At 60.8% G+C, this 19754-nt stretch carries 21 protein-coding genes; 14 read left to right on the forward strand and 7 right to left on the reverse strand.

Annotated features, from left to right (window positions below):
* Positions 1 to 613: 613 nt before the first annotated feature.
* Complete coding sequence (locus tag CH249_RS12515; RefSeq protein WP_094682240.1) at positions 614 to 1213, reverse strand: recombinase family protein; 600 nt, start codon at positions 1211 to 1213, stop codon at positions 614 to 616.
* A 464-nt stretch (positions 1214 to 1677) separates the two neighbouring features.
* Between CH249_RS12515 and CH249_RS12520 the strand changes: the two genes are divergently transcribed.
* The 3 genes from CH249_RS12520 to CH249_RS12535 all read left to right on the forward strand — a co-directional run bounded on the left by CH249_RS12520 (position 1678) and on the right by CH249_RS12535 (position 4007).
* Entirely contained in the window at positions 1678 to 2028 is a 351-nt protein-coding gene (locus CH249_RS12520) for a hypothetical protein (protein WP_143544449.1), read from the forward strand.
* 177 nt (positions 2029 to 2205) lie between these two features.
* Complete coding sequence (locus tag CH249_RS12530; RefSeq protein ID WP_143544450.1) at positions 2206 to 2958, forward strand: hypothetical protein; 753 nt, start codon at positions 2206 to 2208, stop codon at positions 2956 to 2958.
* Complete coding sequence (locus tag CH249_RS12535) at positions 2955 to 4007, forward strand: ImmA/IrrE family metallo-endopeptidase (protein WP_094682244.1); 1053 nt, start codon at positions 2955 to 2957, stop codon at positions 4005 to 4007. The genes CH249_RS12530 and CH249_RS12535 overlap by 4 nt, the downstream gene beginning before the upstream one ends.
* Before the next feature lie 153 nt (positions 4008 to 4160).
* Here the strand turns inward: CH249_RS12535 and CH249_RS12540 are convergent, their stop codons facing one another.
* A complete protein-coding gene (locus CH249_RS12540) occupies positions 4161 to 4391 on the reverse strand; it encodes a helix-turn-helix domain-containing protein (RefSeq protein WP_094682245.1) in 231 nt (76 codons plus the stop codon).
* Positions 4392 to 4507: 116 nt separating this feature from the next.
* Between CH249_RS12540 and CH249_RS27570 the strand changes: the two genes are divergently transcribed.
* Together CH249_RS27570 and CH249_RS12550 are read left to right on the forward strand one after the other, a co-directional pair.
* On the forward strand, positions 4508 to 5179 hold the full coding sequence (locus CH249_RS27570; protein WP_143544452.1) for a hypothetical protein: 672 nt from the start codon (positions 4508 to 4510) through the stop codon (positions 5177 to 5179).
* Positions 5180 to 5434: 255 nt separating this feature from the next.
* Positions 5435 to 6358, forward strand: coding sequence for a hypothetical protein (locus CH249_RS12550; protein ID WP_143544454.1), 924 nt, complete (start codon positions 5435 to 5437; stop codon positions 6356 to 6358).
* A gap of 2069 nt (positions 6359 to 8427) precedes the next feature.
* Here the strand turns inward: CH249_RS12550 and CH249_RS12565 are convergent.
* Positions 8428 to 9417: a hypothetical protein gene (locus CH249_RS12565; protein WP_143544456.1), complete on the reverse strand. Its 990-nt coding sequence runs from the start codon at positions 9415 to 9417 to the stop codon at positions 8428 to 8430.
* Positions 9401 to 9913, reverse strand: coding sequence for an ImmA/IrrE family metallo-endopeptidase (locus tag CH249_RS12570; protein ID WP_094682251.1), 513 nt, complete (start codon positions 9911 to 9913; stop codon positions 9401 to 9403). Before CH249_RS12570 ends, CH249_RS12565 begins: the two co-directional genes overlap by 17 nt.
* A gap of 330 nt (positions 9914 to 10243) precedes the next feature.
* Between CH249_RS12570 and CH249_RS27575 the strand changes: the two genes are divergently transcribed.
* On the forward strand, positions 10244 to 10549 hold the full coding sequence (locus CH249_RS27575) for a hypothetical protein (RefSeq protein ID WP_143544458.1): 306 nt from the start codon (positions 10244 to 10246) through the stop codon (positions 10547 to 10549).
* Positions 10550 to 11007: 458 nt separating this feature from the next.
* Entirely contained in the window at positions 11008 to 11922 is a 915-nt protein-coding gene (locus CH249_RS12575) for a ScbA/BarX family gamma-butyrolactone biosynthesis protein (RefSeq protein WP_045194788.1), read from the forward strand.
* Here CH249_RS12575 and CH249_RS12580 read toward each other — a convergent pair.
* Positions 11900 to 12541 (reverse strand): ScbR family autoregulator-binding transcription factor, encoded by a 642-nt coding sequence (locus CH249_RS12580; RefSeq protein WP_032394476.1) that lies wholly within the window; start codon positions 12539 to 12541, stop codon positions 11900 to 11902. The two genes, CH249_RS12575 and CH249_RS12580, sit on opposite strands and share 23 nt — an antisense overlap.
* 82 nt (positions 12542 to 12623) lie before the next feature.
* Here CH249_RS12580 and CH249_RS12585 point away from each other — a divergent pair, with 82 nt between their 5' ends.
* The 3 genes from CH249_RS12585 to CH249_RS12595 all read left to right on the forward strand — a co-directional run bounded on the left by CH249_RS12585 (position 12624) and on the right by CH249_RS12595 (position 14882).
* Positions 12624 to 13091 carry an NUDIX domain-containing protein gene (locus tag CH249_RS12585; protein ID WP_094682252.1) on the forward strand — a complete coding sequence of 156 codons (468 nt, stop codon included), beginning with the start codon at positions 12624 to 12626 and terminating at the stop codon, positions 13089 to 13091.
* A 140-nt stretch (positions 13092 to 13231) separates the two neighbouring features.
* Entirely contained in the window at positions 13232 to 13363 is a 132-nt protein-coding gene (locus tag CH249_RS28390; protein ID WP_256988301.1) for a hypothetical protein, read from the forward strand.
* A gap of 52 nt (positions 13364 to 13415) precedes the next feature.
* Positions 13416 to 14882, forward strand: a complete 1467-nt coding sequence (locus tag CH249_RS12595; RefSeq protein WP_094682253.1) for an MFS transporter — start codon at positions 13416 to 13418, stop codon at positions 14880 to 14882.
* Positions 14883 to 14891: 9 nt separating this feature from the next.
* On the opposite strand, the gene CH249_RS12600 is transcribed toward CH249_RS12595, so the two are convergent.
* Entirely contained in the window at positions 14892 to 15647 is a 756-nt protein-coding gene (locus tag CH249_RS12600) for a GAF and ANTAR domain-containing protein (RefSeq protein ID WP_094682254.1), read from the reverse strand.
* Positions 15648 to 15761: 114 nt separating this feature from the next.
* Here CH249_RS12600 and CH249_RS12605 point away from each other — a divergent pair, with 114 nt between their 5' ends.
* The 4 genes from CH249_RS12605 to CH249_RS12620 all read left to right on the forward strand — a co-directional run bounded on the left by CH249_RS12605 (position 15762) and on the right by CH249_RS12620 (position 19120).
* Positions 15762 to 16229 carry a universal stress protein gene (locus tag CH249_RS12605; protein ID WP_032394471.1) on the forward strand — a complete coding sequence of 156 codons (468 nt, stop codon included), beginning with the start codon at positions 15762 to 15764 and terminating at the stop codon, positions 16227 to 16229.
* Positions 16230 to 16335: 106 nt separating this feature from the next.
* Complete coding sequence (locus tag CH249_RS12610; RefSeq protein ID WP_094682316.1) at positions 16336 to 18126, forward strand: TIGR03767 family metallophosphoesterase; 1791 nt, start codon at positions 16336 to 16338, stop codon at positions 18124 to 18126.
* Positions 18123 to 18473: a hypothetical protein gene (locus tag CH249_RS12615; RefSeq protein ID WP_094682255.1), complete on the forward strand. Its 351-nt coding sequence runs from the start codon at positions 18123 to 18125 to the stop codon at positions 18471 to 18473. The genes CH249_RS12610 and CH249_RS12615 overlap by 4 nt, the downstream gene beginning before the upstream one ends.
* Positions 18470 to 19120, forward strand: a complete 651-nt coding sequence (locus CH249_RS12620; RefSeq protein ID WP_143544460.1) for an EI24 domain-containing protein — start codon at positions 18470 to 18472, stop codon at positions 19118 to 19120. The genes CH249_RS12615 and CH249_RS12620 overlap by 4 nt, the downstream gene beginning before the upstream one ends.
* On the opposite strand, the gene CH249_RS12625 is transcribed toward CH249_RS12620, so the two are convergent.
* The gene (locus tag CH249_RS12625; RefSeq protein WP_094682317.1) at positions 19061 to 19678 is read right to left on the reverse strand and encodes a YdeI family protein; all 618 of its coding nucleotides are present in this window, start codon (positions 19676 to 19678) and stop codon (positions 19061 to 19063) included. The genes CH249_RS12620 and CH249_RS12625 overlap by 60 nt on opposite strands.
* Positions 19679 to 19754 lie beyond the last annotated feature (76 nt).

Genomic DNA, 19754 nt, shown 5'->3' on the forward strand with positions numbered 1-19754 from the left:
AAGGGTGGCCCTTGTCGTGGGCGAGTTACGACAGGACTCGCCGAGCACCTACATATGAGGTTGTACGGGGACCATCACGTGAGGGTGTACACCGATACCACGCTCCAAACCGATCATCAAGCTGCGCCGAGCACCGCTCAAATTCTGTGCGACGTGATGATGCTCGAGCGAACGTGCATTGTTCTTGCAGAGCTGTTCGATGCCCTGGACCACGGCGCAAACGGCACCCAGAAGCGCGGGAGCCCACTCGGGAGCAGGCGTCACGAGCAAGACGGGTACTGCCGCCGCAGAAGCGATCGAAATGCAGGAAGAGGAGACGTAGAGCCTCCGGCACCTGCGCCCCAATCTGCTGTGAGTGACCAGCGCGACATCCACGAGCGCTTTGTAAGCCTCGAAGGTCGGATTTGGCGGTATAGGTAGTGGGGGACGTCTAACTGCACCACCGAACTCTCCCTCCTCCTCTCCCTCTTCCTCCTCGGTGAGGAATAACGTTCGGGCTATCGCAGCGATGGTGGCGAATCTCAAAAGGCGGCTTACCAGGTGGTTCAGCACATTCACTATTCTTCTGCCAGCAGCGCGCAAGCGATTCATGGGACAGATTGTCACATCAGGGTCAACTTGCGGTCGGAGCCGACGGGTGTGATGTCAGTTGGGCGAGGTTGGGGTCTGCGAGGTACCGGTAGGCGGTGGACAATGAGCAACCCAGCATGTTGGCGATTTCCTGCGTGGAGATGCCCTTGGACCTGAGTTCACGTGCCCTTAAGGCGTGAACGTTGTCGACCTTGCGAGGGCGACCACCTCGCCGGCCATTCTTGGCTGCCGCGGTCAGTCCAGCACGGGTTCGTTCGATCATCGTGTCTCGCTCAAGTTGAGCGAACGCAGCCATGATGGTGAGCATTGCTCTACCCATGGGTCCATCCGTGTGGAGGCCCTCCGTGATGCTTCGGAAGTCAATCTTTCTTGCCGTGAGTTCGGAGATGACGTCGAGCACATGCCGAGTGTCTCGACCCAAACGATCAAGCTTCCACACTGTGAGCATGTCTCCTTCTCGAAGGTGGTCGAGACATGCAGAGAGCTCGGGTCGATCGGTCTTGCTGCCACTGACCCCGTGGTCTGTGAAGACGCGTGTGGCTCCGGCTCCGGACAAGGCGTCCAGCTGTAGTTGTGGGTCTTGGTCAGTTGTACTCACCCTTGCGTATCCAATGATGGCCATCCTGCTCCAATTCTCAAAAACCCATGTCCGTCTGGGTTTTGAGAATATAGCTTTTGAGACGGGATTTCAAGAATCTGCCACCGCTGGTCCGGACGGGGTCGAGCTTCACGGACCCCGATCGCAGTCGTTCTCATAAACCCATCGTTTTTGAGACAGCTAGCCCGAGGCTTTTGGGGATTGTTTTTGAAGCAGTGTCGTTCAACTGAATGATTTACTCTCTTGACGGCAGACCGAGGCCATCGGCTGGTTTATCGCTGCGCTTGGTTCTGCCACAGGCAGTTCCCGGTGCAGAGGTGAAGCCGAGGCAGTGTGATCGTGAAACGGCCGTCACCAGGGTCGCACGCGGGAGGCGGCTTTTTGAGCTAGAACGATCACGAGCCCGTCGCAGGCGGATTGGGGCCACCACAGCTTGGGTCATCCCCGAATAGCGGCACTTTGTCGGTCATACCCGCTAATGTCCTGTCGTGCCCGACACCGAACCGATCCCAGCAGATATATACGGCGCAGATCCGATGATCTTGGTTACTGGCGATGCTCACATGGCCGCCCGCAGGATCGGGGTGGTGGCTGCCTTCGCGAACACAAACCTATGGACGACGCTCGGCAGAAGCACAACAACCCACTCCAAAGGTGATCTTGCGAGTCCTGCGGACCCAACCTGTCAGCTGGACAAGCCCGGCTGGTGGTCGGAGAGGTTCCAGCACACGATTGATGGAGCAACCTTCGGAGACGACGTGCTCTGTCCGTTCTACGGGCACCTGCAGGAGCCTGCACGGAGCGCATTTCTCGACTTCTGCGAGCGTATTGGATACTGATCCGAAACGGTTTTTCTGGTGTACCAGCACACTGACAAGAAGGAACGTATGCAACACCTGAGCCTGGACAAGGCTCCAGACCTAATCCCACTTCAGGGCCGCCGCGCCTGGGAGGTCGGAAGCACTCCCCAACCAAGCGTAGGGGAGCTCTGGCTGCTCAGCTGGGATGGTGCTGCCGTGGGTCTGGTGCTGATTTCCCGAGTTCGGGACGACTACGTCCTTGCCTGGCCGGTGACGGTTCTTCCTGATCCCGCGGCGTGGCCAGCACTCAGATTGCCGAGTGCCGATCTCCACGCGGAACTCGCACTCTGGCCTGTCGCTGAGACCGGCCTCGGACGACATCTGCTGCATCGGCGCGTCGGACTCGGTCTTTCAACCGAAATGGTCGAGGAAGTACGGACGGCGGTCCGCGCTGGTCATACGCCCCCGCTCGAGGCCTTCGGAGGGGAGCAGCCCGTCCAACCCTCCTTCATCGCTGAACTGCTGCGCCAGTACCAACATCTCTGCTTCAACGAGTGGCCTACTGATCTGCCCGGCTACGGCGTGCTCAGGCGGGACGTTCTATTGGAGCAGGGTGCCAACCTGAGCCAAGTCCGAGAATCGCTTGGTGTGACTGTTCCCGATGCGGCCAGTTTGTTGAAGCAGGACCGCGTCCCCACCAAAATGCAGGCTGAGTTGCTTGCGGACGCATGGGGTCTCGATGTGCGAGAGATTCTTGAGCCCGCATCGGGCGAGTGGGTGAGAGAGTTGCGAAAGCCCCATTACAAGGACGACCTCAAGGCTGTCGGCGAGGCCCGCAACCTGCCTGAGCTGGATGTCCGGCTTGCGCTGCAGTCAGAGTTCGCTCTGGCCGCTCGCACGGCAACGGGCACCAATCGAACTGCCGAGTTGATGGAGGACGCAGTACGTCGCATGAAGGAGGGGCAATGACCTTGATTCCGGTGGTGGAGTCCAATGACATGTGGCGTCGGCAGGACATCTTGGAGCAGCTCGCCGCTCGGCTTCGAGAGCGTTCCCTATCGGTTGATGGCATCCCAAGCGACGCACTTTTCGAGAATCCCGTCAATGCGATTACTGAGAACTCGACGATCCGAGTTAAGACCACGGACCGGAGTCTCAAGGGGTGTTCGGTCGATGGGTTATATCGCCCCGATCCACCGACCATCACTCTGGCGCGAACCGGAAGTGGACGCGACAACTTCACCGTCCTGCACGAATTTGCCCACCACCTGCAGGCGTACGACGAAGAGTGGCAGGACATCCTCTGGCAAGTCGGTCGGCCTTTACGTGGGTGGATCGAAGAGAGCCTCTGCGATGTCTATGCCTCCACCGTGCTGATACCTGACCAACTCTTAGACCCAACTGCAGAGTTGTCGTCTCAGGCCTTGTCATCCCTCTTCGACAGAACGCAGGCATCGCGGCAGGCTGTACTGACACGGGTCGTTCGTTCCTACGGTGACGGTGGGCAGCTTTTCGCGGTGGTTTGCGATCTGTCGGGCCGCGTCGAGTTTGGGATGTCGACGAACGATGCTCTTGCCCAGCCGCCTCGAGGCTTGGTGCAACCTGACATAGGGCGCTTAATCTCCAAGGTCTTGGAGGATGGTTCCAGCAGTGGTCGTACCAACACCACCTCTGAGATCGTCTACTCCACCGGAGCCACCCGCGATGATGTCTTGCTCGATGTCTCTCTAGCGGGAGGAACGTACGCTTTCGTTGTGGGGCGCAAGTTCGAGCGCTATGCGGACGACAGATGGTCGGTGTCGGAGCGGGTGTGCCCCTCCGACGCCTGCAACGAGGAATTTGCTGTGACGGCGGGATCCGAGCGATGCCTAACGTGTACCGAACCGATCTGTCCGTCCTGCCGCCGATGTGACTGCGCCTCTGAACGTGCACCTGCTGGCATATGCCCTCGCTGCCGCATCGCCCTGTACCCCGCAGATGTTGCCGCTGGGCGCTCCGAACACGATGAGTGTTTCTAGTTCCTGGTAACCCTTAGCTGCAGCGCTGTTTGCTAAGTCCCTCGGTGTCATGCTTCATGCCGGGACGTGGAGCGCATCTAGCGGGCCCAGAGGTTGGTGTACCTGCCGTCGCCATTCCAATGAATTGTTGGTGGTTGTCATGGCTCCCGCGGCCTACGGAAGTGAAGTAAGCACTTTTACGGCGGTGGTGCCGAGCGCACGTGCCACGTGCTCAAGCTCGATCACATCTAGTCTGCGTTCGCCCGATTCGTACTTGCTTACGAATGATTGGGGGACGCCGAGTTTTGCTGCGACGTTGACCTGCGTCAGTCCTGCTTCGACCCTCAGCTTGCGGAGCGTCAGACAGAGCTGCCTGTACTCATCTGAGTAGATCGATTTCTCCACCCCGATAGGGCACCGTTGTAACGATCTATATCCCAACTTCGGATAATCAGATGGCCTGCCTACTAGCCGAGTCCGTTGGACTCCGGGCACGTCTGCTTCGGAGGGAGTCTCTTCATATGGCGTTCGACGAATCTCGCAACCGATGGTCGAAACGCACAATTCTGTGGGTCGCGCTGGGCTTGGTCGGGGCCCTGGCGGTAGTAGTGATCGTCGGTGTGTATAGAACAACCTCTGGTGGCCCACCAAAAGTTGAACCAGACCTGTCCGTGCTTCCACTGAGTTTGCATTGCGAGATTGAGCCCTACGCGACTCCGGACACCGATCTCGGTGAGACGAATCTGCGTCCTCCGTATGTTGCTCAGAGCGCCGGAGTGCAGGGCTTCGACAACGGCACCGTCAGCTTCTCTGTCGCGTTTCGGGGAGTGCTCCCGTCGGGACCACAGGAGACATCCTCTGCCCGGCTAGGAACGTTTTTGGTGGGCAGCGATTTTGGCGTCACGGTGCTGCTGCAGGGCAGCGAGGGCCCTGCAATCTCGGTCGATCGAGACACAGGTTCGCCTGCGGGGTGGTCGTTCACAGAGACTACGGATGACGGCACTCAAGCCGTGACCTCCAAACGGTCGTCTGTCACCGTTAACCCAAGCTCGCTCATCGTGGTCATCGCCCTTGATGACTTCACGCTTACCGGTCCCCAGATCGAGCCGTCGATCGAGGTCAGCGCGTTCGAGTTTCGTCCTCCAACTTCCAAATCGAGTCAGATAATGTACCCGTATCAGGTGTGTTCCTGACCTAGAGCGGCAAAGTGATCGCCAGGTGTTCTCTGCTTGCGGAGCCAGTTTGCAACCTCGGCTGGCCTTCTGGGGTCATGTGCTCAGTGCGTGACTTGGTTGGAACGATTCCGGAGATGCGAAATCGATGGCAGCCGGGCTTGATGAGTTTGGCAAGACGGGAGTATCCCGGAATTGACATCCGACCTGTGACGATCGCTTCTCACGGTGGAAGGATGTACCCATGCCGAAAGCAATCAGCGAGAAGTGCGCCAGATGACCCCGTCGACAATCCCAGAGTCAGGTGAACCTTTCCTTCGCGACTTCTTCTACGTGGATGCAGATCGAGTGCGCTCGCTTCTTGCACAGCTGTACGAGGGGGTTCCCGAACAAGTAAAGCAGTCAGAGGAGAGCCATAAGAAATGGATGGTCGGATTGCGCGGTCTCGGAACTGTCCTCCGTGAAAGTGACTCATCTGCCGCCGCTGAAGAGACGCGAGCACTTTCCGATCTGCATTTCGCGATGTTCGAGGAAGCTGCGGAGGCAACTGGGTTCCTGACGGACGTGACCGATATTGCGAGCGACCCCAAACGGTGGAAGCGGAGCAAACTCCATAGGGTCCTCCACGAGGGCGACCTCGTAAGGTTCAGTGCCCCGACAAGGATCATCGATCCTCGTCACATCACGTCCACTCTGCAGCGACAGGATGCTGCGTTCGGTGGAACAAACCCGAAGCCTGGCGGCGTGGAGTTCTCGCAGGTCAACAAGTTCGTAGAAGCCCTTTACGGCCCTGGAGTCGTAGTTCGCAGCTTCCCAGCCGGACTTGAGGAACCTGAGTGCAATTTCGTGGGCACACTCCTGGACGATCCCCGCTACATCGAGCAGGAGAGGACTTCGCTCTTCGTCCGACATGGAGTGGATGCGCAGCAGTGGACCGTTGTGGGCCAGATTGCACGGCTTCCTGTTCAAGGCCCGTCAAGCCAGTTCGCTCTCGGTAGCTTTCAGGACATGTTCTCACAGGGCACCCAAAGTCTCGGACGAGCGAAGCTTGAAGAGTTTCTCTCCCAAGTCGTAGGGATGATTGAGAGGACCGGTCTGTCAGAAGCGCCGCAACATCCCGGGATAGTGATCACGCCCTTGGCCGTCTATCGGGAGATTCAGGTACCAACTCACCGAACTTCCCTTGGCGACGCGGACTAATACACAGAAGCCTTTAGATGCGGCAACCTAACGGTCCGCGGTTCGCGAACTCCTGCCTGGTTGTGTCCGAACCCCATGCCAGGGCACTGCGACGGTACGTTCGAGTGCCCTGGAAGTCGCGCTCAGATTCAAGCTCCGCTCGACGTCACGGTTGAGGCCGAATGGGGCCCAGCGGAACCGATTCCGACGACGTGGAGTTCGACTACAGCTACGTGAATGGCCAGCGCCACCTCATGCACCGCCTGCAGCTCCACCACCCGTCGACTGATCATGCCAAGGCCGTATCTCAAGCCTTCGACGCACGCGAAAAAGGTGCACGGAGCGCTGGTGCAGCGATGAGCTTCGTTGCGTTTACTCTGCTGAGGCCGTGGATGTCATGGGCGACGGCGTCCTGACACCAGCCTGGCGTGTCGCAGAGACAATTGATGTTGACCACCCCGAGGAAGCCGCTGATCGACTACGTCAGATTGTGAGCTGAGCGCACCAGGCTGTGGTGGCGATCGTGACGGTACCAATATCCCTATGTGCCTTATCAATCGTCCACACCTGGGCGGGCTACGCTGCATTCGGAACAGTATCGAGCAACCTTTGGTAATTGTGCTCTATGTATAACCGGATTGTAATGATTTCGGACAGTTCTGGTACACAATGAAGTCCAGTCGTGCACGTCGAAGGTCGCTGCAAAGTCCGCAGCGATTCGGCAATTATCGAGCAACGGATTGGTGGCCTAGGAACACCAGAAACCGCATCTTCAGACAACAACTGAGGGGATTGGTCAATCCGTGTTTTCTTGCATCGACCATGTTGCACCCCGCTGTAATCGGCCACCGGATCGACGAACCTCTCGGTTGCAACGCACACCACCTGAGACGGACCAGCGTGGGGCATGAGCAGCGGAACACCCATAGTGTTCCACACCGGAGCCTCTGGGAGTAGTGGCTGTCGACGGTCACCCGAGCTTCCGTGAAGGCATGCAGAGTCCGTTTAGCTGGCGAGGCTAGCTATTTAGGTCGCCTTGTAATAGAACTGTATAAGAGCTGTACCTAAGGTGTAGCAATCGCCGTACAATCTCCGGTCTTTCTGGCTATTGATCGATGGTTGTTTTATGATTGGTACAGCTCTCCAGCCGCCAAATTTCTTTCCCTTGGGCACTTCGGCTGGAGAGCACTTCGATGTCTTGCATGTACCGATTTTCAGGTGTAACTTCGTTCTTAAGTGCTTAAGGGATGCAATTCCCTTCGTTAACGAAACCTAGCTCGTAGGACAACAGCAAGACGTCCTTGGGCCAGGTAGTGCTGCCACAAAATTCCACAGAGTACTCGTCGAGGTCGCGGCTCAATGCTTTTCATAGCTCCTACGGAGCTACCATAAAGCTCTACTCACTGCGTTCGTAAAGAGCTAATGACTGAAGGTCGTAAGAGCACTCCTTCGTCGCTCCGCTCCTCAGTCGGCTCTCACTCCCAAGACCTCGGACCTACGGTCCTCGGAAGAACAGTCCAGACAAGAGCAAACGCTCCGCTCTGTACCAAGGGATAACAAGAGAAAACAGTCAGTACTTCTAAGTGCTTCAACCTGTATGCGCGCCTGCGTATTACGCGTGAGAGGCGGCGCAGAAGTTCCACACTGTCTCTGGTGACAGCGGTTAGGTCTCGGTCATCAGCCGGAATGCTCAGACATCTGAACCCCAGGGCCCGAAATTCTCGATGCGCCCACAGAATTGACGTCATACGATCGGGGGATTGCCCGGCAGTGCCTTCCGCTCATAGGCTCTTGTGGTCCAAGTTGCTAGACCGCAACCATCGGAGACGGCATGTTCGCAATCCCGTGGTTCGGGACAGTCTCGGACTTGTCCGATCGAATGACCACTTCGTACATGCCAGGCTCGCTGACGATGGTGGCCTTCTTGGTGCGACCGGTGGTGTCTTGGATGGGGTATGTCTGGCATACCCAATCATCCAGCCGTTCCTTGAGTTGGGTGACGTTTTGGATAACGAGCACCTGCAAAAGTCAGCAAGAACAAGCCGTGGCTCTCCGTCGATCAGGAGGTTCCGCATGGTGGCTCGCTGCAGTCAGCCCAGAGGGGCGTCCGACGGAAGCTCGTCTTGTCCGTCTGGGTCGTCTTCTGCCACGTCCTCGGCACCGACGGAACTTTGGGCCTTGTAGTCTGCCAGGGCATCAACGGGTGCTTGGTTGAAGTGGTTGTTGCTGCACTCTGGCAAATAGAGCTGCGAAGGCCACCCCTCACTGGTGTAGCACGCCATACAGAGTGTGTACAGATGATTGGGCACTGGGCTTGGATTGATGGTTCGAAGAGCCGTGTGTACTGCATCGTCATGTTGGGTGTCGATGGCGAATATTGGATACTCCCGACCCCGCCACACCCCCTTGAGTTCGATGGTCCGATGCAACACCAGATCGTCTACTGTGAAGTCTTCTTGCCCGAGATCGGGGGTGAGTTGCCTACTCAGCATCGCCAGCGCAACTTCCACGGACAGTGTGAAATAACGTGAGTCGCACTGACTCGTCACTCGGAAGCCTGTGTCGATGCTCGGCCCAAAATAGTCGTAGAGGTATTGGTCGTGGTCACGTTGTCCATCGAGAGCCTGACGGTTGAGCATCACGACATCGGCATCGGAACTCTCGATTGTGGGATTGCGGGGAACGGTCGATTCGCTGTCGGGGCCTGGAAACGTCGCGACAAACGCACCTCCTTTGGTCCCCATCGAGGTGTCATCTTTGAGGGTCCCCTCGTAGTAGTCCTTCATCGCCCGCGTCCATATACGCACGGCTTCGTAGATGTCTCGCTCGGACCGCACATCACACGTGTAGATCAGCTCGTCGCCAACCGGCTTCCAGAGATCGAACTGAGGTCTTGAGAACCCGAGTTCATGTTGGGCAGTCGCCACTGCCTGGGGGAACTCTCGGTAGAAGCTGAGAAACACCTTCTGCCAGGGTGCCTTGGCGTTGGGCTTCAGATTCTGCTTGAAATTGGTGGACCCCGTCAGATCGCATGAGAGGAACAGTCTTGAGACCGGGTTGCCGCTACTGGAAGGCTGCACGCGTCCCCAGAACCTCAGCGCGGACATCGGCGGCCTTCGGAGAAACACCGAAAATCGATGCTAGAGACCACGTGTCGCCGTTGCACAGGTGGAACTGCCGCTTGAAGTATTCTTCGGGCATAAGCAGCGCTGATGCGAATACGTTGGCTTCAGTCTCCGCACGGTCCCGGCCACCTCGCCCGAAGGCTTTCGCCGCAGTCTCTCGTTTGTACACATAGTGAAGGAAGTAGTGGCCGAGTTCGTGTGCCAGCGTGAAACGATCTCGTCTGGACGAGGTGAACTGGGGAATGTAGACGGTGAAGTTACCCGGCTCGAACACATGGAGCGATTCGTCATCCATGGCGTACTCGATCCGGCCACCGAGCATCTTCAAAAGACCGTCGACGTCGGCGTGGCCATCGACCGAGTAGATCTGGTGATGTTCGCCAATGCGTTCGGCATACTTTTGTATGGCTGCGTTGGTGAGCCCGGCTGGCTCGGCGGTGAACCCGTTCACAGCACTTGACCTCTGATCTCCCTTACGGCGTGGGCTTGGACTACATCATCCATAGTAGGCGGCAGTACATCGGTCCTTGACAAGGCGTGCCGCAGCTGAATCAACAGTAGTGCCATGGTTTCCCTCTCAAGACGTCAGACGAACGTGCCTGCCCCACGCATAGATTGTAGCATTTGTAGAACATTCGTTCGAACAATTTGAGGTAACTCCGTCGGCTTGTTGCAATCGTCGGTCATGCCGTGCATCGGCGCATCACTTCTGAGGCGAGTGCGGCAGGTCGGTGTGATCGATCAACCCCGGAATGAGCGCGGAGATGGCAGAGTGAGGCACGTGGCAATTGGTGGAACCTATCTAAAGCAGTTCGTGGACAAAGCAAATGAGGTGTCTGAGCGAATCGAGGCGCATCTGAAGGGCGGCGGTCTCGACGGCGCAGCGACGGGTGGTTCCGAAGGAATCGATAGTGCGCCTGTGGACGAATCGAAGCAACGGCTGCTAGTTGACGATTTGCATCAAGCTCGTCGCTTGGCCCAGGCGCAACACTATCCACCGTTCCCTCAGTCGGAGCTGCATCGACTTCGTGACTTGTGTGCAAGGTATGGAATCGAGCAGTTGCGACCACCTGATGGTGCAAGCTAGCTCGACCCAACGCTTTCCCAACACTTTGCCCCCCGATCGGGCCCGAAAACAGGCGACTAGGCGCGATCGTCTGCAACCACTCGAACCGCATTTAATTGCAGCTCAGAGTGGGTAAGGACGAACGTTTGCGATCAGTAGAAAATCGTGGAAGCAGCTACGAAGGGTTCCTGGTTCGAGTCCAGGTGGGGGAGCGCAGTCCCCGTCCGGTTCGCCGGGTGGGGATTTTTGCTGTCGGGGGTAGGCCACCGGAGCCAAGGCGCGGCGCAGGAACGTACCGGACATGTGGTACCGCGAGTTCGAGCTAGATAACAGATCGTGACGGTTATTTCTGTATATCGAATGAATGAATCCCGTCGACCGATGTCAGTTTTGTCGGTCGTCCGCGACATACTGAACGAGCGATCCCGGTGGCTCGACAGTGCTGTTAAAAACCGGGTCGGTCGGTTTTAAGGGGCTTCATGAGTTTGAGTTACGCAGCAACCGTTCCACGACACCTCGTGCATCGGCGGTCTCCGGCCGACGTTCTGTTGACCGATTACGAGACCGTCGACGGCACCCATCGGGCGGCGGTCCAGTTCCCCACATCGCATCGCATGTTCGCGCCGGTTCGCCGAACCCACGACTCGTTGATGGTGGCCGAGGCTCTACGCCAGGCAATCAGCCTCTTCTCTCACGTCAACCACGGCGTGCCACTCGATCACGTGGTGTTCATCGAGCACTCTCGCTTCGAGATCCTGGACCCGCTGTCGGTCGACGACATCGAAGACTCGCTCGTCGCAGAGTCGATCACGACCGACGTGACGTTCGAGAACGAGTCGCTGGACAACATGAAGCTCTCGGCCCGACTCCTGAACGGCACCCACCTCGTCGCGTCGGGGACGGCGTCGGTCCGGACCATCGGACCCGAGGTGTATTCGCAGGTTCGGAAGTCGACCGTTGCCGACCCCCACTTCCGTTTCCTGCCGGCCGGAACCGAGGTGGTCCCGCCGTCCTCCGTCGGACGCCTCGATCCGTCCGACGTGGTGCTGGCGCGGCACACATCCGACGGAACCATCGTCGTCGCGCCGGATCCGCGCAACCTGGCGATGTTCGACCATTCGGTCGAGTACCTGCCGGGCGTCACGATGCTCGAGGCGGCCCGTCAGGCTCTACGCTTGGCCACCGGAACACCGGCCTTGGATTTCACCTCCTGCGAGGTGAGGTTCATGGGATTCGCCGAGTGGACCAACCCGTGCTCGGTGATCGTCGACACGGACTCCACCGACGGCGTCTTCCGTATTCAGTTCGAGCACGACGGCGCGGTGCTGTCGGCGATGTCCGTCACGGCGACGTCCGAACCGTGGTTGGCTCCTACCGATCGCTCCAGTCGATAAGGGCGTCCTCGGCAACTGACATCGCCCGCGGGAGGCGTCGGCGCGGCACCACAGCGGGCAGCAACATCTGCCACATCTCGGTCAGCCGCTGCTGTAGATCGGCACGTCCGGTCAGCATCTCCGAGACCGTCTGCACGCCGGTGAACGACGCGACGATGTAGCGGCCGAGCGTGAGTGCGTCCATACCGTCGACGATGTCGCCCTCGGCCTGAGCGCGTGCGGCCAGATCGCCCATCTTGCCGACCCAGTCCTCGAACGCTTGCGCATTGGGACTGCCCACGATGGCCGACTCCAAAGTCAACCGCATACCCCCGCGGGCGATCGATTCGGTCTGCAGTTGGCGTCCCAACTCCTTGCTCACCAGGATCAAGGCGTCCAACGCTTTCGGCGTCCGCTCGATGACGATGGCGCTCGCACTCGCCGCCATGGCCAGTTGCGCGTCGATCACGGCCTGCGCCAGATCTTCCTTGGACGAGAAATGGAAATACATCGCGCCTTTGCTGACCCCGGCATGGGCGATGATGGTGCTCAAACTTGCTGTGCCGTAACCGAACTTCTCGAAACTGGCGGCAGCACCTTCGAGTACGGCCTGCCTGGTGGACGCTGCACGCTCCTGCATCGGTCGACAATAACTGTTACCCGGGTTCGCGGCACGGCGTGCAGCAAGACATTCTCCTCCGGATTGATGGCAGGCTGAGACCGTGGTCGATACGAGCGCAGGAATTCTGTTGTACCGCGTCGGAGTCGACGGTCCGGATGTGCTGATCGCTCACCCCGGCGGACCGTTCTGGGCTCGCAAGGACGACGGAGCCTGGTCGATCGTCAAAGGTCTGATCACCGACGGCGAAGACCCGTGGACGGCGGCGCAGCGAGAATTTCGCGAGGAAGTCGGGATCGACGTTCCGGCGGGAGATCACATCGAACTCGGCACGGTCACGCAGCGCGGCGGGAAGATCGTCACCGCGTTCGGCGTCGAGTCCGATCTGGATGTGTCGAATGCGGTGAGCAACACATTCGAGATCGAATGGCCTCCGAAATCCGGCATCATGACATCGTTTCCCGAGGTCGACCGCGTCGAGTGGTTTCCACTCGCTCAGGCGAGAACGAAGTTGCTCGCCTCGCAGCACCCATTTCTGGACGCGCTGGAGGCGGTTGTCGCGGCACGGTAGTTTCGGCGCGGGTTCCCAGGGTATCCACCGGCCGGAAATGACGAGGGTCGCGGATGCAGGGTGGGAATCGAATCATGACGACGATGGATACGGCGGGCGCGAAAACTGTCTCGGAGGGAACTCGTGCCGAGACTTCGGTCGTGGATACATCTGTCGTGGAGACATCCCTCGTGGAGACTCAGTGGGGTGGCCGAATCGTCGCATCGGCGTTCGTGGTTCTGGCCGGCGGACTGTCGTGGGTCTTCGTCGCAACGGCAATGATCGGCCAGTGACCGAGGATCGGTCGGCCGATACCGCCCGGCGACAACGACGAAGGACAACACAGTGACCGACGGCATCGCCTCTGCAACCCCACCGGCAACAGAGGTTCCCAAACGCGCCTGGCAGGCGCTCGTGGTCCTTCTGCTCGGAATGTTCATGGCGTTGCTCGACACCACCATCGTCAACGTGGCGCTCCCGACGATCAGCACCACGTTGGAAGCGTCGGAATCGGTTCTGTCGTGGATCATCTCGGGGTACGCACTCGCCTTCGGCCTGGCTCTCATCCCGGCAGGCAAGGTGGGCGACCGGATCGGCCACAAGTGGGTCTTCTTCACCGGGCTCGCCCTCTTCACCCTCGCGAGTTTCGCGTGTGGGCTGGCTCAGGACGACCTGCAGCTGGTCGTCGCGCGAGTCGTGCAGGGTCTGGCCGGCGGTATGTTCGTCCCCGCGGTCACGGCGTTCATTCAACTGCTGTTTCCAGGTCCGGTGCGAGGCAAGGCATTCGCCATCATGGGCGCGGTCATCGGCGTCTCGACTGCGCTCGGACCGATCGCGGGCGGCCTCATCATCCAGGCTTTCGGCGACGAGAACGGCTGGCGGCTGGTCTTCTGGGTCAACCTACCGATCGGAATCGTCGGTCTCGTCGCGGCTGCAGTGCTGCTCCCGAGCAAGACCGACACCGAACCGACGGCCCGCCCCGGAATCGACTGGCTCGGACTGTTGCTCATCTCGGCAGGTCTCATCGCCCTGCTCGTTCCGCTGATCGAGGGCCAGGAATCGGGCTGGCCGATGTGGACCTACCTGACGATCGCCGCAGGCCTCGGCCTCATCGCGCTGTTCGGCCGATGGGAAGTGATCCGGAGCGGCCGCGGACAGAATCCATTGGTGCCGCCTCGATTGTTCACCCGTCCGGCGTTCACCGGAGGTGTGATCCTCGCGCTCGTCTACTTCGCCGCCTTCACGAGCATCTTCTTCACCATCTCGCTGCTGTGGCAGACCGGGCTGGGCAATACGGCACTGGAATCGGGACTGGTGTCCATACCGTTCGCCATCGGCAGCATCATTGCCGCCTCACAGAGCAACAGGCTGACGATCCGGCTCGGTCGTACCGTTCTCGTACTCGGGGCCTCGCTCGTCTCGATCGGGCTGATCTGGCTGTGGATCATCCTCGCGAGCAGCTCCGCCGACACGATCTCGCACTGGACGCTGCTGGTTCCACTGTTCATCGCGGGTCTGGGCAACGGCGCGTTCATCGCACCCAACGCGCAGTTCATCGTCGCCACCGTCGATCGCGACGACGCGGGAGCCGCGAGCGGGGTCATCTCCACCATGCAGCGCGTCGGCTCCGCGATCGGCATCGCCGTCATCGGCAGTGTGCTGTTCGGATCTCTGAACATCACCGGCCCCGATACCGTCGGCTCCGGCTTTCTGCACGGCGCGGCCATGGCGATGGCCGTGAGTGCCGCGTTCAGTCTCGTGGCACTGGCGTTGGTGTTCGCGCTCCCCAAGAAGGTCCAGAGTGGGCACTGAGCGCACAGCTCAGGACTCCAAGCCCTTGCTGTGCCGATCGACCACGGTTGCTGCGAGGTCGGCGATCTTGACGTTCAGGTCCTGAGAGGATTTACGCAACAGGGCGAACGCCTCGTCGCCGGACACATCGTGCAAAGCCATGATCAGGCCGATCGCCTTGCCGATCTCACGGTTGCTCTCGAGTCCGTCACGCAGAGTCGACGCCTCCTGACCGTTCATGACCGCTGCAACGGCGACGGCTGTGAACGCCGTCAGAATGATCGCCTTGCTCGCGCTGTCGGAGTCGAACACACCCGGCTCGTCGGTGAACAGGTTGAGCGCGCCCACCTTCTGATCGTCCACCTTCAGGCGAAATCCCATGGCCCCTCGCACCGGCGTGCGGTTCAACACACCGCGTGCCATCGCGGGCCACTGCGTCGGTGTCCGGAAGTCGGCCTCGAGCTGCGCCGCCTCGCTGGTGATCGCATCCAGACACGGGCCTTCGCCGGTGGCGCGCTCGATGTCGTCGATGACACGAGCGACGTCGTCGGAGGCCGCAACGGTGACGGGCTTTCCATGACGCATCAGCATCAGGCTGGCGTGATCGCAGTGGGGAACGATCAGCACGGCGGCATTGCAGATCGCGGTGTAGATCTCTTCCGCGCTGCTACCTCGGTACACGATGTCGGCAAGCGCGGCGAACACGGTGGCCGGGTCGGTCACCGGGCCGTCGGTGGAGCCTGCAGGAACGGCTGGAGGTCCGCTCGGCTGCGATTCGTCGTTCATTGGTTACTTCCGTCCAGTGTGTGAGCATCGAGTGACCGGGACTCGGAGTGCATCAACCGTACCGTCACCGGATCGGGTGGCCGATAGGACGGGTCTCGGCAGTAGCCTCGACTGGTGAGCGACGCACAAGGATCCACCGGTTTCGAGTACGGCCACGACGGTCCGAAGTCGATCGTGGTGGGTGTCGACGGTTCCGATTCGTCCTGGCGCGCCGCCGCCTATGCGGCAGGGCTCGCGCGTAGACAGCGGTCTCTGCTGGTGCTGGTGTACGTGCAACCCATTGCGACGGCGTCGTGGGGCCAGGCCGGCATCTCTCTCGTCGAAACCGGCCAGCAGATCGCCGACGAGTTGCTCGAGTACGTCCGTGCCTCCGCTGCACGATTCGGGGATCGGGAACACGTGCGGTGGGAGTTCCGGACCGCGCAGGGCGACCCGTACAACGGGCTGATCGCCGTGGCAGAGCAACTGCGCACCGACGCGGTCGTAGTGGGGGCGTCCGAGACTGCGGGCCACCGAATCGCAGGTTCGGTGGCGGTGCGGTTGGTCAAGGCGGGCCGCTGGCCGGTGACCGTGGTGCCCTGAACGATCCGAAAACGAGCCTGTCTGCCGTCGGCCCTGTAAAAATAGGCAGTCACCTCGTCGGATGCGAGGCGGACGTGGTGCCGTTCTCGAGGATCCGAGGAGTTCCATGGCTGGGCTGTCGCGTCGACACTTCATCGCTCGGGTGGGCGCGCTCGCGGCGGCCTGGGGAATTGCACCCCACGTGCTGGGTCAGGCTCTCGTTGCGCACGCCCAACCTGTGGAGGCGGACGGGACCGGAACACTGGCGCAGACGATCCTGCGAACCTCGACCGGGCCGGGCAAGTACCGCGTACTCGGTATTGGACCGGGGGAGCCCTACGTTGCTCGACTGGACGTCCTCGGACGAGCGCCGAGTCCGTCGAGGGTGCAGTCCCGACGGTCGTTGCTCTACCTCGGACACCTCTCGGACATGCACGTCATCGACGCGCAGTCGCCCGGACGGATCGAGCCGATGATCGTCTCCGACCATGCCGCCTGGGGCTCGGCGTTCCATCCGCAGGATCCGCTGACCGTGCACGTCACCGCGGCGATGGTGAAGGCGTTCGCGGATGCGCGGATCAGCCCGGTCACCGGCGCACCGATGGGAGCGGCCGTGGTCACCGGGGACAGTGCCGACATGCATTCTCATCTCGAACTACGCTGGTACATAGACGTTCTCGACGGAGTCCCGGTTCGGCCGGCGAGCGGGGCCGCGAACGTCTTCGAGGGTGTTCAGGCCTGGCCGGAGGCGCAGTGGGCCTATCGGCCCGGTGACCCGTCGGGAGGATCGTTCGGCGACTACGGATTCCCGACGCTTCCCGACCTTCTCGACCAGGCGATATCGGGCACCGTCGAATCGGTGGGTCTACCCGTGCCGTGGTACTCGGTGTACGGCAACCACGACACCCTGTTGCTCGGCACCTTCGATCTGTCCTCGCAACTCCACGCGCTCGCTGTCGGTGGTCGCAAGGCGTACACGCTCGAGGCGACAGCCACCTCGGCCCTTGCCGGCTATGCCTCGACCGCGAGTCCGCTGCAACGAATGGTCGATGCGCTCGGCGTGGGATCCGGTGCGCGACCGGGGTTTCGCGCGGTGTCCGCCGATCCGGCTCGATATCTGTTCGAGCAACGCGAGTTCATGGCGGAGCACTTCGAGACCACCCCGACGCCGGGTCCGATCGGTCACGGCTTCACCCAACACAACCTCGACTCCGGCGAGACCTGGTGGACCGCAGACCCCACCCCGAACATTCGCACGTTCGGGCTCGACACGTGCAATGCCGTCGCCGGCCCCGACGGTGCGGTTCCGGAGAACCAGTTCGAATGGCTCACCCAGCAATTGGAGCGGGCGCAGGCAGAGAACAAGCTCGTGCTGATCTACACGCACCACAACAGCCTGACACTGGAGAACCGAGCACAGCGGCCAGGGCAATCGGTGAAGCTCTACGGCGCAGACGAATTCGTCGATCTGCTGCTGAAGTATCCGGTGGTGATCGGCTGGCTCAACGGCCACACCCACCAGAACCAAATTCTGGCGCACTCGCGAGACGGACGAGGATTCTGGGAGATCACGACCGCGTCGTGCATCGATTTCCCGCAGCAGCAGCAGGTGGTCGAGATCGTCGACAACCGAGACGGGACACTGTCGCTGTTCACCACCGTTCTCGATCACGCATCTCCGGTCACGCCCGGAAACAGTGGCAGCTACCTGGATCTGGCGTCCCGTAGCCGTGAGTTGGCGGCCAACGACTGGGCCGAGAATCCGCTGATGCGGAGGGGTTCGCGCCTCGATCGCAACACCGAGCTGCTCCTGCCTGCACCGTTCGATCTGAGCAGCATCACCGACGCCGCGCTCGAGCAGCAACACCTGGACGAGCACGCGAGACTGATCGCCTACGAGACGAGGCAGGGCCGATGAACAGTGTTCGCAGGACGATCCTGCTGTTGTCTGTGCTGGTGGCGTGCGCGGGGTGCTCGCAGACCGCCGCACTCGCCCCGGTCGGTGGTGCCGAGCTCGGTGACCTCCGCTACGCAGTGAACGACGTCTTGTTCGAGAAGGGGATCGAGATCCTGGTCGCACCGGTGTGCTCGGGTACCGGAGCCGATATCGAATGTGCCGGGGAGACAACCGACAACGAGGCGATCACCGGTTCGGCCACCTCGGACGACGCGAGCACCGTCGAGATCAAGGTCGGTACGGAGGTCCTCTACTCGGGGTCGGTGCAGGACGTGCTCGATCGCAATTCGACGGTCGGTGCACCGTGAGGGGGAGTGTGGTTCTCGCTGCCGTGGTGGTCGTGTCGGCACTGGTTCAGGCGCTGACCGTACTGGGGGATCCGGTTCCGACGTCGTCCCTCGGTTTCGCGGGGCTGGTTGCGGCCTCCGCCGCGGCACTGGTGATCGCACTGTGGATCACCGCATCGACGGCACTCGACGTGGCGGACGGCAAAGCGTCCGATGCACTGGGTCGGGCGTGGCGACGGCCGCGTGTCCTGATGTGGTGCGTGGCGTTGACTCTGGTGGCCGTTGCGCTGGCGATTCTGTTCCCACTGCTTCCGATCATCGTGATTCTGGTTGCGCTGCTGGTGCTTCCGGCCGTGGCCGACGGGCAACAAAATCCGTTCCGCGCAGCGTCGGCGACTGTCCGGCAGTCCCCGGGGCGGTGCGCAATCGCGGCAGTCGTCACGATTGTTGCCTACGTCCTCGCCTGGGTCGTGGCACTGGTACTGGGCTTCTTCGTCACCGGTGTTGTGGCCGCGTTCGTCACGTGGCTGTGGTTCGGGGCGAATACCGCTGCGTTGCTAATCCTTTGGTCGCGGCTGTATCGAAGGGCGGCGATGCTTCGACGGCACTCAGCCGCGGGCTCGCCGACCGGCCGCGGCCTCGGCGACGATGTGCGCGATTCGAGCTGAGCGAGTGGCGTCTCGCGCAGCGCTGACGACCCACCACAGCATCTGTTTGCGGGCACCGGGCGGAAAACCGTCCCAGGTGCTCCGAACGTTCGGGTCTCGGTTCAGGGCAGTTGCCAGTTCGAGTGGTTCCTCGAGGTCTTCGACCTGATCGGCAATCGTCCACCAGCCGTTGGCCTTCGCGGCAGCGATGGCACGTCGGCCTGCTTCGGTCATGAGGCCGCTGTCTTCCATATCGGCTGCGCGTTTTCGGTTGAGCCGGGTCCACGGACTCTTGGGCCTGCGTGGCGTGAACATCTGCAGGCTGCGCTCGTCGTCGAAGTTGCTGCCGGTGGAATCGATCCAACCGAAGCAGATGGCTTCCTCGACGGCGTCCGGGTACGGGCACCATGGCCGGGTGGTGGTGTTGCGCCACGAACACAGCCACACGCCACGGGTGGATGCATGATGGAGCTCGAGCCAAGTACGCCACTGTGTCCGAGTCTCGGCGTGAAAAATCGGGTACTCGAACTTCCACGTCGGCGGGTGGTCGGATGCCGTCGGCGGCTCCGGTGACGTCACGTGCTCGCGCCATCTACTGCTGCCGGTGCCACCTCGCCGCGGTTCCACATTGCTTCAGTGTGCTCGCCGTCGAGGA

The sequence above is a fragment of the Rhodococcus sp. 05-2255-3B1 genome (assembly GCF_002258545.1).
GTDB lineage: Bacteria > Actinomycetota > Actinomycetes > Mycobacteriales > Mycobacteriaceae > Rhodococcoides.